Genomic DNA, 20,031 nt, shown 5'->3' on the forward strand with positions numbered 1-20,031 from the left:
AATGCGTAAACAGGATTACTGAATAGTGACTGTCTGTTTCTTTAAATCGTTTGCATCTGAACTGTTTCCGTACAGTACTTCATACTGCCCCGGAGTCACAGTCATTTTGCGTTGCGCCCAATCGTAAAATTCGAAAGACGACGGTGGTAAATCAATCACTGCATCCTTCGATTTTCCTTTTGCCACTTCAAGGCGTTTAAAGCCTTTCAAGGTTTTCAGAGGTCCTTCAATATCATCGACTTTACGCACATACACCTGAACGATTTCGGTTCCGTCGTACGAACCTGTATTTGCAACCGGGACAGTTAGTTGTATCACTTCATTTTTATTAAAAGTTGATTTGCTAAGTGTGGCTTCTCCAATTTCGAAATCGGTATAACTCAGGCCATGTCCAAAAGGAAACAAGGCATCTTCCATGTAACGATAAGTGCGCCCTTTCATCGAGTAGTCCTCAAAATCATTCAGCTGATCGGAACTTTTGTAGAAAGTAACAGGTAGTTTTCCTGAAGGATTGTAGTCGCCAAAAAGCACATCGGCGATGGCCTGCCCACCCGATTCGCCGGCATACCAGGCCTGCAAAATGGCATCGCAGGTTTCAGTTTCGGGCGTTAAAGCTATGGCTGAGCCCGAACAGTTTACAAAAACGACTTTTTTGCCTGCGTCTTTTAAAGCTTTCAAACAGTTTCGCTGAACTGCGGGTAAATCGATATTGGTACGGTCGCCTCCTTTAAAACCGGGGTACGAAACCGGCATTTCCTCCCCTTCCAGGTTTCCGGAAAGACCACCAACAAATACCACCGTTTCAACATCGTTTAGTTTTTTTATGAGTTCGGTATAATCCACATCCACTTCTTTTCCGAAGTTAAATTCAATATTTGCCTGCCAGTTATTCAACTGGGCATAGCGAATTTCGATTTTGTATTTTTTACCGGCCTCCACCTTATAAGGTATTCGCGAAGGAAGTGTTCTCCAGTTGTCGTATTGGGAAATTGTTTCGCCGTTAACCAACAATTCGTAATGTCCGGTAGCACCGCCTTTAAACACAATTTCCTCGGTTGATTTGGCGGTAAATTCTGTTTCGTAGATGGCCGAAAAACCTTCAAGCTTAACACCCGAAGCAAATTCGTGCTGTCCGGCTGTAGTCTTTTTAATCGGGTTAACAATTTGGTCAGTTGTTACCAACTCTCCTTCACGGTTGGGATTGTTCCAATACCTTGCTTTAATTCCCGGTAAGCCTTCAAAACTGCATTGGTTAAAATAACTTTCGGTTACTTTATCTTCTACCAAATCACAAGCTTTATCGTATAGTATTTTTTGCTCCGGAAGTTTGGTTTTTATTCCTTCCAAAATTGAAATAGTGCGAACCGGAGTTCCGTTGTAGTTTCCCCACAACATAGGTTCGTCGTTGGCATTGGGGCCAATCACGGCAATTTTCTTTGTCTTCTTTGATAAAGGCAGCACCTGATTTTTATTCTGAAGAAGTGTCAGGGTTTGCCGGGCCATGTCGAGTGCCAGTTGGCGGTATTTTTCGTTATTTAAAACCGATGGAGGAATTTGAGCATACGGGACAATGGCATCGTCGTCGAAATCGCCCAAATCGAAACGCCCGGTTAGCAAACGCACCACGCTTTTATCAATAACTTCTTCTTTTATCAGGTCGCGTTCAACAGCTTCGGGAAGATTCATATATGGATAATTTTCCCAAACACATTCTACATCGGTACCGGCTAAAACCGCTTTGGAGGCTGCATGAACCGCGTCGGATGAAACATTGTGGGTTGTAAAAAAATCGGTAACAGCACCACAATCTGAAACTACCATGTACTGATAGCCCCACTCGTCGCGCAATATGCGCTGCAAAAGGCGTGTGTTTCCGCAACAAGGTTCATCGTCGAGGCGCTGATAAGCACACATAACCTGGCGCACATCGGCATCCTGCACCAAAGCTTTAAAAGCAGGTAAATATGTTTCGTACAATTCGCGCGGGCTAATGTCGTTGAGGTTGAGCTCGTGACGGCTCCATTCCGGCCCCGAGTGCACGGCAAAGTGTTTTGCACAAGCCAGCAATTTGCGGTATTTGGCATCGGCCGGTCCCTGCAAACCTTTCACTACTGAAACACCCATGCGCGAAGTAAGGTATGGGTCTTCGCCATAGGTTTCCTGTCCACGTCCCCAACGAGGATCGCGAAAAATGTTTACATTTGGTGTCCACACCGAAAGGCTCAAAAAGCGTTTATTTTCGTTTCCGGCGTTGATCCATTCGTTGTATTTGGCCCGTCCTTCATCAGAAACCGCATCATAAATTTCAAGCAGCAATTCGTCGTTAAACGAAGCCGCCATTCCAATGGGTTCCGGGAAAACACTTACATTATCGTTGTTGGCATAGCCGTGCAATGCTTCGCTCCACCAGTTGAATTTTTTGATTCCGAGTCTCGGAATGGCATCCGACTGGTCGCACATGAGTATGGCTTTTTCTTCAAGCGTTAATCGCGAAACCAAATCTTTTGCACGTTCTTCCGAACTTAATTCGGGATTTTGATACGGGTATTGTTGTGCCCATGCCGAGAAGGCTCCCAACAAAATGGCAGCAACCACGATCGTTCTATTTAGGAAATGTCTTATCATCTTCTTTCGTTTGTTATTCAAGCGGTTTAAGTACAGCAGCAAATCCACCTCTGCGAAGCATTTTCACATTTATCGAACTGCTGTTATCAACCACCATGTATTGCGTAGAAAAAACCGTATCATGTTCTCCGTCCGCAATTAATGTTAATCGGTATTTTTTTCCGTCGGGCAGAAAACCAAAGTCAAGCGTTTGTTGTCGATCTCTTCTTCCATCTGAATTAATGCCGCCAACATACCAGTTACCGGCTTTTTTGCGTGCGATTACGGTAAACCTGCCGGGATAGCCATCCAATAGTTTAGTTTCGTCCCAAACCACCGGAACTTCTTTTAAAAATGTACGCGCAGCATCGGGCAAATTCCGAAATCCTTCGGGACGATCGGCAAAATGCTGGATGCCCGATTCAAACACAACACTTAGTGCCAGCTCGTGTGCATAAGATGTGATATGCGGATATTGCGAATTGGTAAATGTTACCGGAGTATAATCCATCGACCCTACTACATTTCGGGTGTACGGCAATACGTTATTGTGTTCGGGAGCAGCAGCGGTCAATTCAGGGCCGTTGTTGTACCATTCGGCTCCTCGAACTGCCTCGTAGGTCATCAGATGCGGGTAAGTACGCTGCCAGCCCCGCGGCACCAAACAACCGTGAAAATAAACCATAATATTAAACTGAGCAGCATCCTCCAAAATATCGAGGTAGTAATCGATCATGTATTGTTTCTCGCTTAAAAAGAAATCAATTTTTACCCCGTAAACGCCCAGGTTATTCAGTTTGGTAAATTCTTCCACGCGGTTTTCATGCGTTTTCATCCGGTCAACCGGGGTTGAAGTAATCCATTTAAACATGCTCGAGTTATACCACATAAGTGGCTTAAGGCCCAGTGAATGAATATAATCGATTGCATCTTCCAGGTTACCACCGTTTTCCATTTGGTCCCATTCCCAATCGAGTAAGGTGTACGGCCAGTTCATTTCGGCAGCCAAATCAGCAAATTCGTAAACGATTTTAAAATCTTTTGTTCCGTGGTTGTGCGACCAGTAATTCCACGATGCCACACCGGGTACTACCCATTCGGCATTTTCAAGAACTGATGGCGTTGAAGCATCATCGACCAAAGTTGATTCCACAACATCGGCCAAACTGCCCACCACAATAACGCGCCAGGGCGATTTCCAGGGCAGTGTAATCTGCGGCAAAGCTTCACCCTCGCCTTCTCCGGGATGCGGAAGCGTAACTTTATATTGATCGGCAACACTGTAGTTGCTCAGTTTTGTTGCACAGTAGTTTCTATCTAAATCTGCTTCATGAATCAGGTACCAGCAATCTGTTGCCGGCGTTTCGAATAGTGCAGGATACGACCAGTTTTTCTGAACGGAAGCACTGTCGCTGTTGGCGTAAAGCCGTTCGTTTGAAAGATCGAATTCTTCCAGCCAGCGGTTTGTTTTATTGGGAATGGTATAGGCGGAGAACTCGTCCTGAATCACAAAATCACCTTCTTTTTCAGGAAATTCGTAGCGAAAAGTAACTCCATCGTTCCAGGCCCGAACAACTACATTCAGTTTCGATTTGTTTTCATTTTCAAAACAGAAGGTAATTTCGTTGGCGGTATTATTTCGCTGCAAACGTTTCCCGTGTAAGGCGGTATATTCTTCTTTGATCAATTGGATTGGTTCAACCTTAGTGAGGCTTAATGCCTTTGAAAAATCCTGATCGTCGCGTAGTAATCCCAAATCGATTTTTGGGATTACAGGGATAAAATCTTCATCAGCCCGGTAATCTACTTTTAAAAACCATGCTGCTAACGTACTGTTTTCCGACTGTGAAAGCTCTACTTTTAGTTTCTGATTAGGAGATACTACACTCATTTGTTGTGCAAAAGCCACAACAGAAAACAGCAGTAAAAGTCCGGTTGATATAATTTTATTGGTCTGCATCATTGGTTAGTTACGTATTAAACTGTCATTCTAAAAACTTATTCCGGCGATGAGCCAAACAGCAACGTTGGCCCAACACCGGAACTATTTAGTAATCCAAATCTATGGTCCTATTCAGGAATTGCATCGTTGGCTGAAGTTGCATACAACCCCAGCAAACAACCGGTAAAACCACCGGCTACATCCGTAGAAAGAATATCGCCTGAAACAGTTTCTCCCAGGCGCACTAAATCGGCACCCTCAACAGCATACGAAAACTCATACTTATCACCTTTTGCCGAAACCTGTAAACGTATCGGCTTGCTATGGTCGATTTTTGTGCTGGCAATTACTTTTGAGTCCATTTCACCGCGGAAACGTCGTTTAAAATTGCGTTGTAAAACCAACACATCATCATCGCCTTTTTTGGTAACACCAAACACATAGTTTGCATTTTCGCTTTGTAAGGCCACAATTCCTGCCAGATCTTTCTCTGATTCAGGCTTGTAATCCACAGTAGCAGCATACGAAAAGCTGTTGTGCATTTGTCGATAGAATAAAGTTGAAGTTGGTTTTACTTCTTTTACATTCGTTTCAAATGGATTTATCTGAACGCCACCCTTTGCTTTTTCGATGAAAGCTTCACGTGGTCCGCGCAAACCAATCCAGCGTTTATCCAAATCATCCGACGAAAAATCTTCTTCATAAGTAAAGTTACCGTTCGGGAAAAATCCATCCTTACCAGTTTTGTTCTCTACACCTTTAGGCATATCAATTTTTGGTTCCATTGGAACAAGTCCGTTAACAAAAACAGGGAATTCTCCCGACCAGTCAACCGGTAAGATAAAGGTTTCACGGCCAGTATTTACGCGTTGCTCTTCATTCGGGCGAACTGCCAGAAAAACACCGTACCATTGGCCATTAGGTCCTTCAACAATATCGGCATGCCCTGCCCAATCCACTTTATTTTCTCTTTCTCTCGGAAAGTGTCGCTGCGTTAAAATCGGGTTGCTTGGTGCCGGAATAAAAGGTCCGGTTGGGCTGTCGCTTTTAAAGATAACTTCGCTGTGCCAGCCGCCAGTTCCACCTTCGGCGCACATCAGGTAGTATTTACCATCTTTTTTGTACAGGTGCGGTGCTTCAATCCAGATTGGTTTTTTGGCCAGATCAACACCACCGTCAACAATAATTTTGTCGGTTCCTTCAATTACCTGATCTTTTTCTACATCGTATTCCCAAACCTTGATTACACGGTGACCGTTGTACAATTCCTTTCCACGATCGGGAGCATCGTTATGCACGATATATGCTTTACCATCGTCATCAAAGAAAATAGATGGATCGATACCTCCGAAAGCCAGCTTAATCGGATCACCCCACCCTTTTTTAGGGTCTTTTGTTTTTACGATAATGTTATTCAAACCACCGGTAAAAGCCGTGGTAATCATATAAAACGTATCGCGGTATGGATTGTAAGTAATTCCCGGAGCATAAACACCTGCACTAATTCCACAGTCGTGTGTATCGAATGTTTCAGGGTTATCGAGTACTCCTCCCAAATCGGTCCAGTTTACCAGGTCTTTTGAGTGGAAAATGGGAACGCCCGGAAACATGGCAAACGAAGAACAAACCAGGTAATAATCATCGCCTTTGCGGGTAATAGCCGGATCGGGGTAACAGCCTTGTAAAATGGGGCTGTAAAATTCGCCGTCTTCAAGCGGATATTTTTTATACACATCATCATCTCCCTGATATACAAAATTGGAGAATACAGGGGTATTTGTGCTTGTAACTTTCTTTTCGGGCTGAACACCATTTGCAACAAAAGTAAACAACATGGCCAAAGCGGTTAGTTGAGAAGTTAAACTCGTTCTAAAAATTCTTTTCTTCATTTTAATCGATAGATTTATTCTACTTTTTTCGGTTAATTTTTGTGCTGCACACTGATTTTGCTACTTAAATAGTAACTGGGCAAAATTGTATAAGCTGTCTTTCCAAACTGCAAAATCGTGTTGTCCTTCAGGAATCACATAGTAATAATTGGCAATATTGTTTTCGGTCAGGTAATCGTGTGTTCGCTTGCTAAAACTGAACAATCCGTCTTTATCGCCACACGAAATAAACAGGAGATTCAGTTGCTCTTTGGTTTTTTCCGGATTGGGAACCAGCTCTGCAGGCTGTTTCGTATTAGGTGCCGATGAAAATCCGCCTACCGAGGCAAACACATCCAGGTTTCCTAATCCAAAATTCAGCGATTGTCCACCTCCCATTGATAAACCGCCAATGGCGCGGTGTTCGCGATCGGCAATAACAGGGTATTTATTTTCAATGAATGGAATCAGATCTTTCAAAAGATCATTTTCAAAGGTGGCAAATGCTTCAACTTTGTCGGCACCGTATATATTACCTGTGGCACGGTCATCTTTCATTGCGCGACCGTTAGGCAGAACCACAATCATTGGCTCCACTTTTCCGTCGGCATACAGATTATCCAAAATAACCTCAGGATGGCCGTTGTTCAGCCATTCAAACTCGTCGCCACCAATTCCGTGCAAAAGATAAAGAACCGGGTAGCTGTTTTCAGCAGAATAGTCGGGAGGTGTATAAACAAGTGTGGTTCGTTCAGCACCTACTGTACTAGAGGTGTACACTACTGTATCTATTTTTCCATGCGGAATGGAATTACGTAATACGTCAAATCCGGCCGGAGCCTGGCCAACCTGCGCATTTACTCCTAAACTGAGAATAATTATAAGGATAGGAAGCAATAAGGATGTAAGTTTTTTCATACTATTTATAAGTTCTATTAATTTCGGTTTATAATCTTGCTTGCTTTGCACAACCGCCACGTCTCATCTTTTTCAAGATCCCGGACTGCTACGTATATTTTTTATGTGTATACTTTATCGGAAATCATATTATCTGTAAATCTTTATAATATCACACGACACGTTGGTCTCTTGGTTTTGGTATAGGTAAAATTATGCATAGGGGGTTAGATGAATCTCTGATTATGGATATTCTATTTCTAATTTTAGACATATTGAAGAAATTTGACAGGTTGATCGCAAATGAATGCAAAATTGGTTAGGATATTTTGGCTAATTTCTTTTAAGTTTACAGCATATCAGGTAATCGACAAATAATGAAAAACAGATTCGAAAAAGTCAGGTATATATATATTGTTGGCTGGATTGTGGTTTTTATTGCCCTGTTTCTTTACATGCAAATAAAGGAACGCTACAGCTTTTATTTTACAGAGCAATGGAATATATTTTTATACGACTGGCCGTTTGTAAAATCAGTGCTGTGGCAACCGGGAGGATTGGCCCGGCTCATTGCCGACTTTCTAATACAGTTCTTTATAATCCCGTATTTAGGAGCTCTTATTTCAGCTTTTCTGTTAACCTCAACAGGAATACTAACAAGCATAATTTTAAAACGCCTGGCACCCGCTTTACACCTCTCAGTTCTTTCATTATTGCCCGTTATTTCGTTACTGTTTTTACAGTTTAACATCAACTACCAGCTCAGCGGCACGATTGCATTTTTGATGTTTTTATGCGCCTTTGTTTTTTATTTAAAAATACAGTCGCTCGTGCCACGAATCATTTATACTGCGTGTTTTTCGCTACTACTTTACTGGCTGGCCGGGCCGGTGGCTTCCTTGTTTGTTGCAGCAATATTGCTTACCGAACTATTCGTCAATTTCCGAAGCTTCTATTTTTTCCTGCTTCCTGTTGCTTTGGTTTATTTGTTGGCAATAGTAAGCTTACGTTTAGGTGTTGCAGGCGAACTGAAATACCTGTTATTACCTGATGGCTATTTTACCTGGAAACTTCAGGCCGGGAATGTGATTTACCAGCCCTGGCTGCTTATGCTTGCTGTTTTGTTGTTGGCTTTGCTGTTCGGGCAGGTTAAACTGGTGAAAAAAAATATTCAGGTTGTTGGACTGGTAATACAATTTGTTGTTTTTGGCTGGCTTGCCGTTTTCAATTCGTCGTTTATGATCGACTCGCGGCATGAAATTTTTAAAGAGCTGGATTATTATATGCGCCAGGAAAATTGGGATAAACTACTTGAACGGTGCAGGGAAATTGACATGAACAATTATCTGTATCAAAATTGCCGGAATGTGGCGCTTGCCGAAAAAGGACTGTTAGCAGAGAACCTGTTTGATTATAAACAGGGAGACCTTCGTAGTATCTATCTGAGCTGGGACAAAACACCATACGTTTCGGTTTTATTAAGCGATGTGTATTTTTCGATGGGCCACATTGCACTGTCTCAGCGTATGGCATTCGAATCGAACGAGAGCGTAAATAACTACAATCCACGCATGTTAAAACGTTTGGTTCAGACAAACCTGATTTACGGTGCCTATCCGGTAGCTAAAAAATATATTGCGATTCTTGAAAAAACAAAATACTATGCCGACTGGGCGCAAGCTCAAAAGCAATTTCTTGAAAAGGACGAGGCAGTGGAAAGCGATCCGTTTTTAGGCTCCAAACGGAAGTGTATATTCCCCGAAAATGTTTTATCGGGGAAAAATGGATTCGATTCGGATTTAAAACATATTATTGACCACAATCCAACACATCGGGCCTCCATTCAGTATTTGGGCGCCATTTATCTGTTACTACGCGATACAGAGGGTTTTAAAACGATGGTCGAGAAGTATTACAACACTCCGGCACTACCCGCGTTACCCAAAGGATTTCAGCAAGGAGTTATGCTTTTTGCCGCCAACGACACAACAGCGTTAAAATATTATGCGATCTCGGATCAGGTTATTCAGAGTTTTGAAGCCTATAAAAACAAAAGAAATAGCCAGAATATGTATTTGAACTTTTTATTGAAGTAAAAGGAAAATTAAAATGATAGTGAAAATGCAGAAAAGTCGTTTAACCCATTTACTGTATTGTATTGGCCTTTGTTTTTTCTGGACTTGTACCGGAAATATCAACATCGATAAAAACCTCAACGAAATACCTCATATTTTTCCCGATTATATCGGTGTTACTGTTCCGGTCAACATCGCTCCATTGCACTTTAAATTAGCTGACTCGTGCGACTATACCGATGCTTATGCCCTTTTCAGAACCGGCACAGAGCAGGTAAAAGTTAAAGCCAGTGGCAAACAGTTTGCAATTGGCGAATCGGCATGGAAAAAACTTATTAAAAGCGCACAGGAAGGCGCTATTGATGTGAAGATAGTGACAAAAACAGACAAGAAATGGTTGGCATATAAACCTTTTCAATTCTTTGTTTCGGCCGATCCTGTTGACCCGTATATTGCTTACCGTCTGATAGAGCCGGGTTATGAAACATGGAACGATATGGGAATTTACCAGCGTTGTGTTGAAACGTTTAAACAAACGGAAATTGCAACCAATAAAACCATGGATTACAATTGTGTTAATTGCCACTCTTTTTGTATGCAGTCGCCCGACACCATGTTATTACACATACGAAAGGATTTTGGCGGAACTTTAGTTATGCGTGGCAACAAAATTGAGAAACTAAATACAAAAACACCCGAAACCATGTCTCCGCTTGTATATCCATCGTGGCATCCATCGGGCAACTTTGTAGCCTTTTCGGTAAACAGTACCAAACAGATGTTTCATACCTCCGACCCTAACCGTATTGAAGTATTCGATTACAAATCGGATGTGGTGATTTACGACGTAGAAAAACACGAGATATTTAGCACTCCTGAATTGTTTTCCAAATCGGCATTTGAAACCTTTCCCACTTTCTCTCCGGATGGGAAAACGCTGTATTTTTGTTCGGCCGATAGCGTAACCATTCCCAATGATTACGAGAAAGTCAGATACAACCTTTGCAGTATAACATTTGATCCTGCGTCCCGCCGGTTTGGCGAAGAAGTTGATACACTTTTTAATGCCAGCGCGATTGGTAAAAGTATTTCCTTTCCACGTGTTTCGCCCGATGGTAATTTCCTGATGTTTACACTGTTTAACTACGGCAATTTCTCCATTTGGCACCGCGAAGCTGATTTGTATCTGCTAAGTTTGGCTGATAAAAAGGTAGCTGCCCTGAATATTTTGAACAGTAACGAAACTGAAAGTTACCATTCGTGGAGCAGCAACAGCCGCTGGGTAGTGTTCAGTAGCCGCCGTATAGATGGGCTTTACACCCGCCCGTTTATTGCCCACATCGATAAAAACGGAGTGGCTTCGAAACCTTTTGTTTTGCCACAAGACGATGTGGATTATTATACTAAACTCCTGAAATCGTATAATATCCCGGAGTTTGTAAAAGGAAAAATAAAAGTTACTCCTTACCAGGTTTCAGAAACAGCCCGAAATGAAAAAGGAATTGATGTGCAATTTAAAAATTAACCAGTTCTTTCAGGGCTTTCATCTTTGAACAAGTCGCAATGACCATTTTCCAATAAAAACTTTGCTTTTCGTATGCGATAGGTACCACTTTCACTAAAATACATTGCCTTTCGCATGCGATAGGTAGCACTTTCGATAAAAACCATTGCCTTTCGCGTGCGATAGGTGCCACTTTTGGGCTAAAATACTGGTTGTAGGATGCGATAGCACACCTTTCTGCAAATAATTCAGGCAATTTTTAATTCCTACAAGCCATAGTAAACAAACGGAATGGGCATATAAACACTGCTAAAACAATTGTATTGTTTTGGGCTCATAATATATAATGGCGGGCAAAACAGATGATAATAAAGAATGAAAAGGCGTACTAACCTAAAAAAGGATTTACCTTTCGATAAATCCCTTTAAATAATAATTATCTATGAAATAGGTCTTCTAATAACCGTCGTTTTGGGTTATCAGTTTGTTTCTAAGCAATTCATTTGTCGGAATAGGCATAACGAGTTTCTTTTCGTTGAAATCCCATTCGCGATAAGTATGCCAGTTAGTCAATGCATTTAAATCGGTATTAGGAACACCTACACCTTTTGGATAATTGGCATTAATATGAGGGATCAGGAAGTCGGACCGTTGCAGGTCGTACTTCAGGTTCCATTCTGAGTTAAACTCTTTACGGCGCTCCTGTCCAAGAGCAACTTCCCAAACTGTTAAACCAGAGAAGGCCTGGTGGTATTCGTTACCAGCTGCATCTGCTGTGTAATAAGTTTTGGCATCAGGCACCACTACAGCTTCAGTATTGAATGGAATAGGATATTCTGTTGGAGCAACAAAGTCAGAATAAGAACCATTGATATTCTCCAATGATTGGAAATAAGGCAGGAATGTGCTGGTTAAAGCCTCGGCTTTTCCTACTTCCTGGTTTCCAAACGCACGATCACGAACTTGATTAACAAGATCCCATGCAGTTGCATCATCTCCACCATTTAAGCGGAACAAACATTCAGCATAGTCGAGCATTACGCCTGAATAACGTTTGTAATAGAAATGAACCGGTGAGTGAGGCGATGACCATTGACAACGTTGGTTTCTCCAAAGTTTTAATGTCCAAATGCCTGGTGCATAGTCGCCACCGTTATTCATTTTAAAACTGTTTACATCTGGTGTACTTGGACTTCCAATTGTTTGCTGTAAAAACGGGTTGTAACCATAGCAATATTCTGAACGCTGATCTTCATGAAGTTCAGGAACAGGGTTAGTACACAGTGACGCATCGCGACGTTTGTCTCCATTTTCAAAAGAGAAATACAATTCCCACGAAAGGTACTGTGAGCCCCAGCCACCACCACCATTGGTAGAACCGGCAAAAAAGTTCACAAAGTTGTGCGCGTCAGAGTCCCAATTCGAATAGTTTCCTGCGCCCATATCCATAACAACCTGCCAAACAGCTTCTTTAGGCCATGCAAGACCTACGTCCCATAAAGTAGAGTAAGATGGTGCCAATTCGTAAGGTCCGTCATCAATAACTTCTTTTAACGCAGTAGCAGCCAGTTGAATATTTTCATTACTCTTGGCATCGCCATCACCATTGATACGCGCTTTGTATGCTTTCCACAAGTACGCTTCGCCCAAGTATGAAAGTGCCATACCTTTTGTACAACGACCGTACTCGTTATTTTGTGGTGCCCACTCAAGTGCTAAAGAAGCATCCTTCAAATCCTGGATAATAAAATCCCACATTTCGTCATCAGTTTCGGCAGCAGCCTTGTCAGGCGTATTCGAGAAAGTTTCGCCGGCAGCCAGCATTGGTACTTTTCCCCAGGTTTGTGCCAGCCACATGTAAAAGTATGCACGGATTGCCTTAGCCTGACCAGCCATAGAAGCAGCTGTTGACCAGTTTGCAGCCTCTTCTGATGCTTCCAAACCTGCTAAAAATACGTTACAACGACCAATAGCACGGTAAGCATACATCCAACCTGCATTCAAACTTTCGTCATCAGCAGTCCACTGTTGGTTACCATATTGTTTATCCCATCCGGTAGCTTGTGTTTCCAGTGTAGGGTGGCAACCTACAAATAACTGAGGTTTATAGTTCCAGTCGCCGGCATTGTTTCCAGGGAAGAACATGTCGTAACATCCCACCAAACCTTTTGCCGCGTCATCTTCGCTCTTAAACATTTGATCAGACGCAAGAATCGTATAGTGATCTACTGTCAAAAACTCTTCATTGTCGCAAGAAGTTGTTCCGAATAAAACAGATCCAACAAAAGCGGCTATAAATAAAATTCTTAATATGTTTTTCATAATGTTAATCTTTTGTTTATTATGGAACAATTAAAATTTAATGTTCACACCAAATGTATATGTACGTGGTGTTGGATATCGGCCGGTATCAAGACCTGTATAGAGCACACTTCCTTGTCCCACTTCAGGATCGCCATATTTGTTGTACGATGAAAAAGTAGCCAGGTTTTGTACTGAAGCATAAACGCGGGCACCAGACATTTTTAACGTTTTGGCGATATTGTTTGGTAAAGTATAACCAATCTGGATGTTACTTATCTTCAGGAAGTCACCTTTCTTAATCCATGCATCAGAAGTACGGGTATTGGCATTAAGGTCGGTAATTGATAAACGTGGATATGCTCCGTCGGTATTGGTTGGCGACCATGCATCAGCAACAACATCAGCTAAAATGTTTGAAACACAATCGTCAGACGGTGTCATAGTAGTCAGTTTCATTGCCGAGTAAGAAAGAATATCCTGACCTAAAACTCCATACATATATACTGAGAAGTCCCAGTTTTTATAAGTCGCATCAAGCATTAAACCGTAGTTCAGTTTTGGGAAACCGTTACCCAGAACGTCCATATCCTCTTCACTGATCTGACCATCATTGTTAATATCTACATATTTGAAATCGCCAGGCTGAGTTTGAGCTTCCTGGTAGTAATCGTAGCCATTAGCAACAGCAGCAGCATTTAACTGGTCAATTTCTGATTGATCAGAGAAAATACCGGCAACTCTGTATCCGTAGAAAGAACCTACAGCATAACCTTCGCGGCAAATTGAGTGGTTATCCCAGCTAAGACCGCCACCAACAGCACCGACGTTACTACCATCGTAGGTAGTACCTGAATTGGTATTGAATATATCTGAACCAGATTCAATAACTTTGTTTTTCAGCGATGAACCTGTCAAAGTTGCTCCAACATGCCAGTCTCTTCCGATGTTTGTATTATAATTAACACTGAATTCGAAACCCTTATTCTGAATTTCACCAAAGTTAGTGTACACAGTTGTAAAACCTGTAGAAGGACGCATTGTTTGGTAAATCAGCAAATCTTTTGCGGTACGTTCGAAATAGTCAGCTGTAATATTCAACTTGTTATCGTATAAGCCTAAATCAAGACCAACGTTTACCTGTTCGTTGGTTTCCCACTTCAGGTTGGTATCGATTACACTTTGCTGAGCAAAACCATTTGCAGCAGAGCTACCCTGACTGCTCGATGAAATGCCATAGAAGTGATACAAATTACTTGCAGAACTTAGTTGTTCAACTGATAAATCGGTTGCACCACCTGCATTACCTGTACGTCCCCATCCTAAACGCAACTTAAGGTTGCTAACTACCGGCATGCTATCCATAAAGCTTTCTTCAGAAATACGCCATGCTAAAGCTGCTGATGGGAAAGATCCCCAACGATTACCTGCACCAAAGTTTGAAGAACCGTCGCGACGCATAGTTGCCGTTAAGATATAACGATCCTTAAGACTGTACATTGCCCTTCCATAATAAGATATGTAACGGGTTTGCAGGTTAAAAGCACCACCTGCAGTTTTCGAATCCAAGTCATTGGTTAAACCAATATCGCGGATATTAGATGCAGGGAAATCTTTTGCAGAAACATTTAGCCACTGGCCATAACTCTTACTAACTGAATTACCAGCCATCAATGTAAGGTTATGAATATCGGTTTTATAATTGTATGTAAAGTAACTTTCAAGAGCCAAATCATTGCCTTGAGAAGCATTCATTGAGAACTGTTCAGTCATATCCACACCGTACAGCTCAATTGATTCTCCATTGTTGTAACGGTACCTTAACGGAGTCCAGCTGTATCCATCGTTAGAAGTGAAGTTATACGAAGCAATTGATCTAAAAGACAAACCTTTGTAAAGATCAAGATTTATATAAGCACTTGCAAATACGCGGTTTGATTTTGATGGGTTGTCCAATTCCATTTGGCGGGCATATGGATTATCATAACCTTTACCAATTTCGTTAGCCACAGATGTTTGATAAAAAACACCATACGTTCCATCCGGGTTGACTACGTTAGGACTGATGTATTCACCACCGTCACTAATATAGTCCATGGTAGGTGTAATAAATGCCATATCGCGTAAACTTGAAAGGTTGGTATTGTTTCCAAGAGCAGAGTTGCTACCCATCGATTCGGAGTGAACAAAGTTAACATCACCACCCACTTCAATAAAATCAGCTACATTTACTTTTACATTAGCACGCGAAGTTATACGCTCGTAGTAACTGTTTACAACAAGGCCTTCATTATCAAGGTAACCTAAAGAAAAATTGGCCTGTATTTTGTCTGTACCACCCGATGCAGAAAGATTGTATTGCTGCTTAAGGGCCATCTGTGTCATTTCGTCCTGCCAGTTAATGGTTTTTCTTTTACCATCATATTGCGTATCCCAAATAGATAATACCGGAACACCTCCATCAGAGGCACGGGCACTACGAATCGATTCCGCATAGGTATCGGCATCTTGCACATCAAGAGTATATGGCAAGGTTTGTGCACCAAAGTTTGCTGAGAACTCAATTCGTGCCACACCTTTAGTACCATGTTTGGTGGTTACCATAATTACCCCATTCGCGCCACGTGCACCATAAATAGCAGTAGCCGAAGCATCTTTTAATACTTCAATACTTTCAATGTCGGCCGGGTTAAGGAAATTGGCGTTGGTACCAACCTGCACACCATCAACCACATACAAAGGAGAAGCAGAACCATTAATGGTTGCAACCCCACGAATACGTATTGCAGCATTTGCATCAGGGGCACCATCTTGTGAGGTGACCATTACCCCAGCGGCAGCTCCCTTCAGACCTTGTGCGATGTTGGTTGGTGCTTTTCTCATCATTTCCTCGGTACTTACAGAAGCTACGGAACCTGAGATGTCACTCTTTTTAATTGTACCGTAACCAACTACTACAACCTCATCGATCCCAACCACATCGGGTTTCAATTCAATGTTAAAAGTGGTTTGCGTACCAATTTCAACTTTCTGAGGTTGCATACCTACAAAGCTAAATACAAGAACTTTTGATCCCTGAGGAACCTCCAGATCAAACTTACCATCAAAGTCGGTTACCGTACCAATAGTAGTCTCTTGTACAGTAACAGAAACACCCGGAATCGGACTTCCAGAATCATCAACTACAGTACCCTGCAAATTGATGTTTTGTCCAAAACCCCAGAGTGTTAAGAGCATCATAGGTAGCATTATAAGTGCAACCTGTAATAATTTGCCTTTTTTCATAAATAAATAGTTTTGATTAATAAATTGGAATTAAGTCTAAGACGAAAGTGGTTATTTATACAGGCGAAATACACCCTTAAAATAGTCCTCCAACCTCTTAGTTATATTTTCGTTCATTCTGAGTTTTATCTGATGACAGGATTTTATGCATCACCAACTTCACACCGTGCGTTCAACTAAATCTTTTTAAACTTTGGTGCTTATTGAAATTTTCAGAAAAACAGTAGTGATAAATTCGATGCGAAAAGTTGAAACCACAGTCTTTCGTTCTACTTCATTAAACACACATAATTTGCACAATGGTTAAATGGTGTTAAGCATAACCCCCAATCAGTACAAATCAGGTGAACGACAATATGCACGAATTAAACCTAGGTATATGTATCACTTTTCCAACAATTTTGGATAATCGCAAATCACAAGCGAAATTTGTATTCGGAAAGAATACGGCTAAGGATAATAGTTTTTTACAGTCCATTATTTCAAGTTTGAATATCGTTTGTTAGTAATTGTCAAAACTACATTATCAGTATAAAAATGACTTATAATTTTAGATAAATTAGTTTTAAGTTTAGATAAATATCTTACTTCCAAAAGAATAAAAACAGCATTCGTACATAGCATTTAAACAATGTATTTAGCGCTTGCGATTAGGCAAATACATCAACCAAATACCTAATACAAACAAATCTCAAACTACTGTATTAGTGCTTCTTAAGACCATTTCAAATAATTACAAATTGTAACTAGCTGTAGTAATACAATATGTATTATTTGTTCAAAACATATGATCTGTTTATTTTTAATCCAATATTCCTTTCCTCTATTCATTTTTAGCTCCAGAGGTACTTATTGTAATAATTACAATTTTTTATAAATTTGTTAAGTAGAAGAAATTAATGAATCTGATTACAATAATAAACCAACAACCTAAAAGCTGAATTATGAAGAAATTTTCTTTCCTTTTCTATTTTCTGGTAGTACTTTTTACCACGAACCTCAAAGCCCAGGAATTTAAACTTATATCATCCGGATATTTCCAAAACCATGGCGTGGATGTAATGGCCTTCGACGATATTTATCCTGAAGGACACCAGGGCGGTGTATCATTGATTATGCATGGAAACCGCGTTGCCACCAACGGCGATATCAGGCTGGAACCCACTCCCGGACAATGGCAACCCGTACCGAAACAACACGACCGTGTTACGAACCAGGATAAAAATACGATTACCGCATATTTGAGTTTTCCCGACTCATCGCGCCACATTACCGGCTTTAACCCTATGGTTTACCCCGATCTGCAGTTAAATTACACCGTAAATGTTGAAGGCAAAGGCAGCTCAGTTATCGTTACCATTGACCTGGAGCAACCCGTTCCGCAAAATTACCTGGGGAAAGTGGGTTTTAATATGGAACTGTTTCCGGGAGCATTATTCGGTAAACCCTGGATTATGGACGATGAAACGGGAATTTTTCCGCAACAACCCAATGGGCCAACCCGTTACGAACCTTCGCATTACAACAATCCGGGGAATTTTAATCCGGAAGGAAAAGCCTCAGCCGAACACCTTGCCGGAGAAGGATATAGCCCGATAATTGCCGACGATATTGTTGCCGAGCCTTATGCTCAGGGGCACCACTTTGTGGTACGCCCCGACGATCCTTACGGAAAATTCAGCATTGAAAGTGAGGGAGCTGCCTTAAAGTTATACGACGGCCGTATGAATCACAACAATGGCTGGTTTGTTGTACGAAGCGAAATTCCCGCAGGAAAAACAAAAGAGGCAATAAAATGGATCATTACACCTAATGTGGTAGCAGACTGGCAGTATATGCCGGTTGTTCAAACTTCGCAAATTGGCTATCACAGCAATCAACAAAAAACAGCTATTATTGAACTCGATAAACGCACCGAAAAAACAGAGACTCCGGCGCTGTTCAAAATTACCGCTTCGGGAGAAGAAGAAGTACTCAATAAATCAGGTGAAGAATGGGGACAATTTTTGCGCTACAACTACCTGAAGTTCGATTTCTCGGAAATAAATGACCCCGGTCTTTACCAGGTGCGATACGGTAATTCTGCTTCTCCGGTTTTTCGGATTGATGATGCGGTTTACGATCGCGGAGTCTGGCAACCGGTATTGGAATATTTCTTACCCGTACAGATGTGTCACATGCGAGTAAACGAGAAATACCGTGTTTGGCACGACGACTGCCATATGGATGATGCGCAAATGGCTCCGGTTAATTTTAACCACATTGATGGCTATGTACAAGGAGAATCCACTTTAACTGATTATTCGCCCGGCGATATGGTGCCCGGATTAAATATTGGTGGCTGGCACGATGCCGGCGACTTCGACCTGCGGGTTGAATCACAGGCTGGCGAAACGTACATTCTGGCACTGGCCTACGAAGCATTTAGGGTGGATTATGATGTAACTTCCATCGATCAGCAAAAACGAATTACAGAAATTCATCAGCCCGATGGGAAAGCCGACATCCTTCAACAAATTGAAAACGGTGCTCTTACTGTTATTGGCGGATACCGCGCCCTTGGCCGTCTTTACCGCGGAATAATTTGTAATAACCTAAGACAATATGTAATGCTGAGCGACGCAGCGGCAATGACTGACAACGAAGCGGGCAACGACGACGACCGCTGGGTATTTACCGAAGATAATCCATACCGCGAATTAACCACTGCTGCACAGATGGCAGCCACAGCAAGGGTGCTTAAAGACTTTAACGATACGCTCAGCGCGCAGGCTCTTGATTGTGCCAAAACCTTATTTGAGATTACAGATGCAAGCGGACGTTCGAAATCGGCAAAAATACACGCAGCAACCGAACTATTCATTACTACCGGCGATGACGTTTATAAGGATTACCTGCTTTCCGAAACCGAATTAATTACAAAAGCTATTGGATTTGTTGGATGGTACATTGGCCGCGCCGAAAAAAAGATCAATGACCCTGCTTTTACCCAAGCGATCAGAGAAGCCATGAACGGGCTAAACGATCAAATAAAAAAACAAGGTGCCGAAACTCCATACGGAATTCCTTATCGTCCGCGTGTCTGGGGTGCCGGTTGGGATATTCAGTCATTCGGTTTCAGGCAATACTTTTTGCATACCGCCTACCCCGATATTTTTAGCTCAGAATACATTTACAATGCACTCAATTTTATTTTGGGTTGTCATCCGGGCTCCAATACTTCTTCGTTTGCTTCGGGAATTGGTGCGCGCTCGGCAACTGTTGGTTATGGTTTAAATCGCGCCGACTGGTCGTACATTCCGGGTGGCGTTGTGTCGGGCACGGCACTTATTCGCCCCGATTTCCCGGAACTGCTTGAATTTCCGTACCTGTGGCAACAGGTTGAATACGTGCTTGGTGGCGGCTCGTCGCATTATATGTTTTTGGCTTTGGCGGCTCAACAGCTACTGGCCGAAGAATAAGCGGAATATTAGCTGAGATATAAAATTCAACGACAAAACTTTGAGAGCGAAGTTTTAATCATTATACGAAAAACGGACCGATGTAAAATTTTTG

At 41.9% G+C, this 20,031-nt stretch carries 9 protein-coding genes; 3 read left to right on the top strand and 6 right to left on the bottom strand.

Features of this window, described 5'->3' with window-relative positions:
- Window positions 1–15: 15 nt before the first annotated feature.
- From xyl3A to G4420_RS00835, 4 genes are all read right to left on the bottom strand, one after another.
- A complete protein-coding gene (xyl3A, locus tag G4420_RS00820; RefSeq protein WP_163321731.1) occupies window positions 16–2,625 on the bottom strand; it encodes a xylan 1,4-beta-xylosidase in 2,610 nt (869 codons plus the stop codon).
- Between the two features lie 13 nt (window positions 2,626–2,638).
- Complete coding sequence (locus tag G4420_RS00825; protein WP_246241506.1) at window positions 2,639–4,567, bottom strand: glycoside hydrolase family 97 protein; 1,929 nt, start codon at window positions 4,565–4,567, stop codon at window positions 2,639–2,641.
- Between the two features lie 107 nt (window positions 4,568–4,674).
- A complete protein-coding gene (locus G4420_RS00830; RefSeq protein ID WP_163321732.1) occupies window positions 4,675–6,435 on the bottom strand; it encodes a glycoside hydrolase family 43 protein in 1,761 nt (586 codons plus the stop codon).
- A gap of 60 nt (window positions 6,436–6,495) precedes the next feature.
- The gene (locus tag G4420_RS00835; protein WP_163321733.1) at window positions 6,496–7,332 is read right to left on the bottom strand and encodes an alpha/beta hydrolase; all 837 of its coding nucleotides are present in this window, start codon (window positions 7,330–7,332) and stop codon (window positions 6,496–6,498) included.
- A 356-nt stretch (window positions 7,333–7,688) separates the two neighbouring features.
- Between G4420_RS00835 and G4420_RS00840 the strand changes: the two genes are divergently transcribed.
- Together G4420_RS00840 and G4420_RS00845 are read left to right on the top strand one after the other, a co-directional pair.
- The gene (locus G4420_RS00840; protein ID WP_163321734.1) at window positions 7,689–9,407 is read left to right on the top strand and encodes a DUF6057 family protein; all 1,719 of its coding nucleotides are present in this window, start codon (window positions 7,689–7,691) and stop codon (window positions 9,405–9,407) included.
- Between the two features lie 25 nt (window positions 9,408–9,432).
- Window positions 9,433–10,911 (top strand): TolB family protein, encoded by a 1,479-nt coding sequence (locus G4420_RS00845; RefSeq protein ID WP_163321735.1) that lies wholly within the window; start codon window positions 9,433–9,435, stop codon window positions 10,909–10,911.
- Between the two features lie 435 nt (window positions 10,912–11,346).
- Here the strand turns inward: G4420_RS00845 and G4420_RS00850 are convergent, their stop codons facing one another.
- Together G4420_RS00850 and G4420_RS00855 are read right to left on the bottom strand one after the other, a co-directional pair.
- Window positions 11,347–13,212: a RagB/SusD family nutrient uptake outer membrane protein gene (locus G4420_RS00850; protein ID WP_163321736.1), complete on the bottom strand. Its 1,866-nt coding sequence runs from the start codon at window positions 13,210–13,212 to the stop codon at window positions 11,347–11,349.
- 30 nt (window positions 13,213–13,242) lie between these two features.
- A complete protein-coding gene (locus tag G4420_RS00855) occupies window positions 13,243–16,476 on the bottom strand; it encodes a SusC/RagA family TonB-linked outer membrane protein (RefSeq protein WP_163321737.1) in 3,234 nt (1,077 codons plus the stop codon).
- A gap of 944 nt (window positions 16,477–17,420) precedes the next feature.
- Here G4420_RS00855 and G4420_RS00860 point away from each other — a divergent pair.
- The gene (locus tag G4420_RS00860) at window positions 17,421–19,937 is read left to right on the top strand and encodes a glycoside hydrolase family 9 protein (protein WP_163321738.1); all 2,517 of its coding nucleotides are present in this window, start codon (window positions 17,421–17,423) and stop codon (window positions 19,935–19,937) included.
- Window positions 19,938–20,031 lie beyond the last annotated feature (94 nt).

This window comes from Draconibacterium mangrovi, from assembly GCF_010586825.1.
In the GTDB taxonomy this organism is placed as follows: domain Bacteria; phylum Bacteroidota; class Bacteroidia; order Bacteroidales; family Prolixibacteraceae; genus Draconibacterium; species Draconibacterium mangrovi.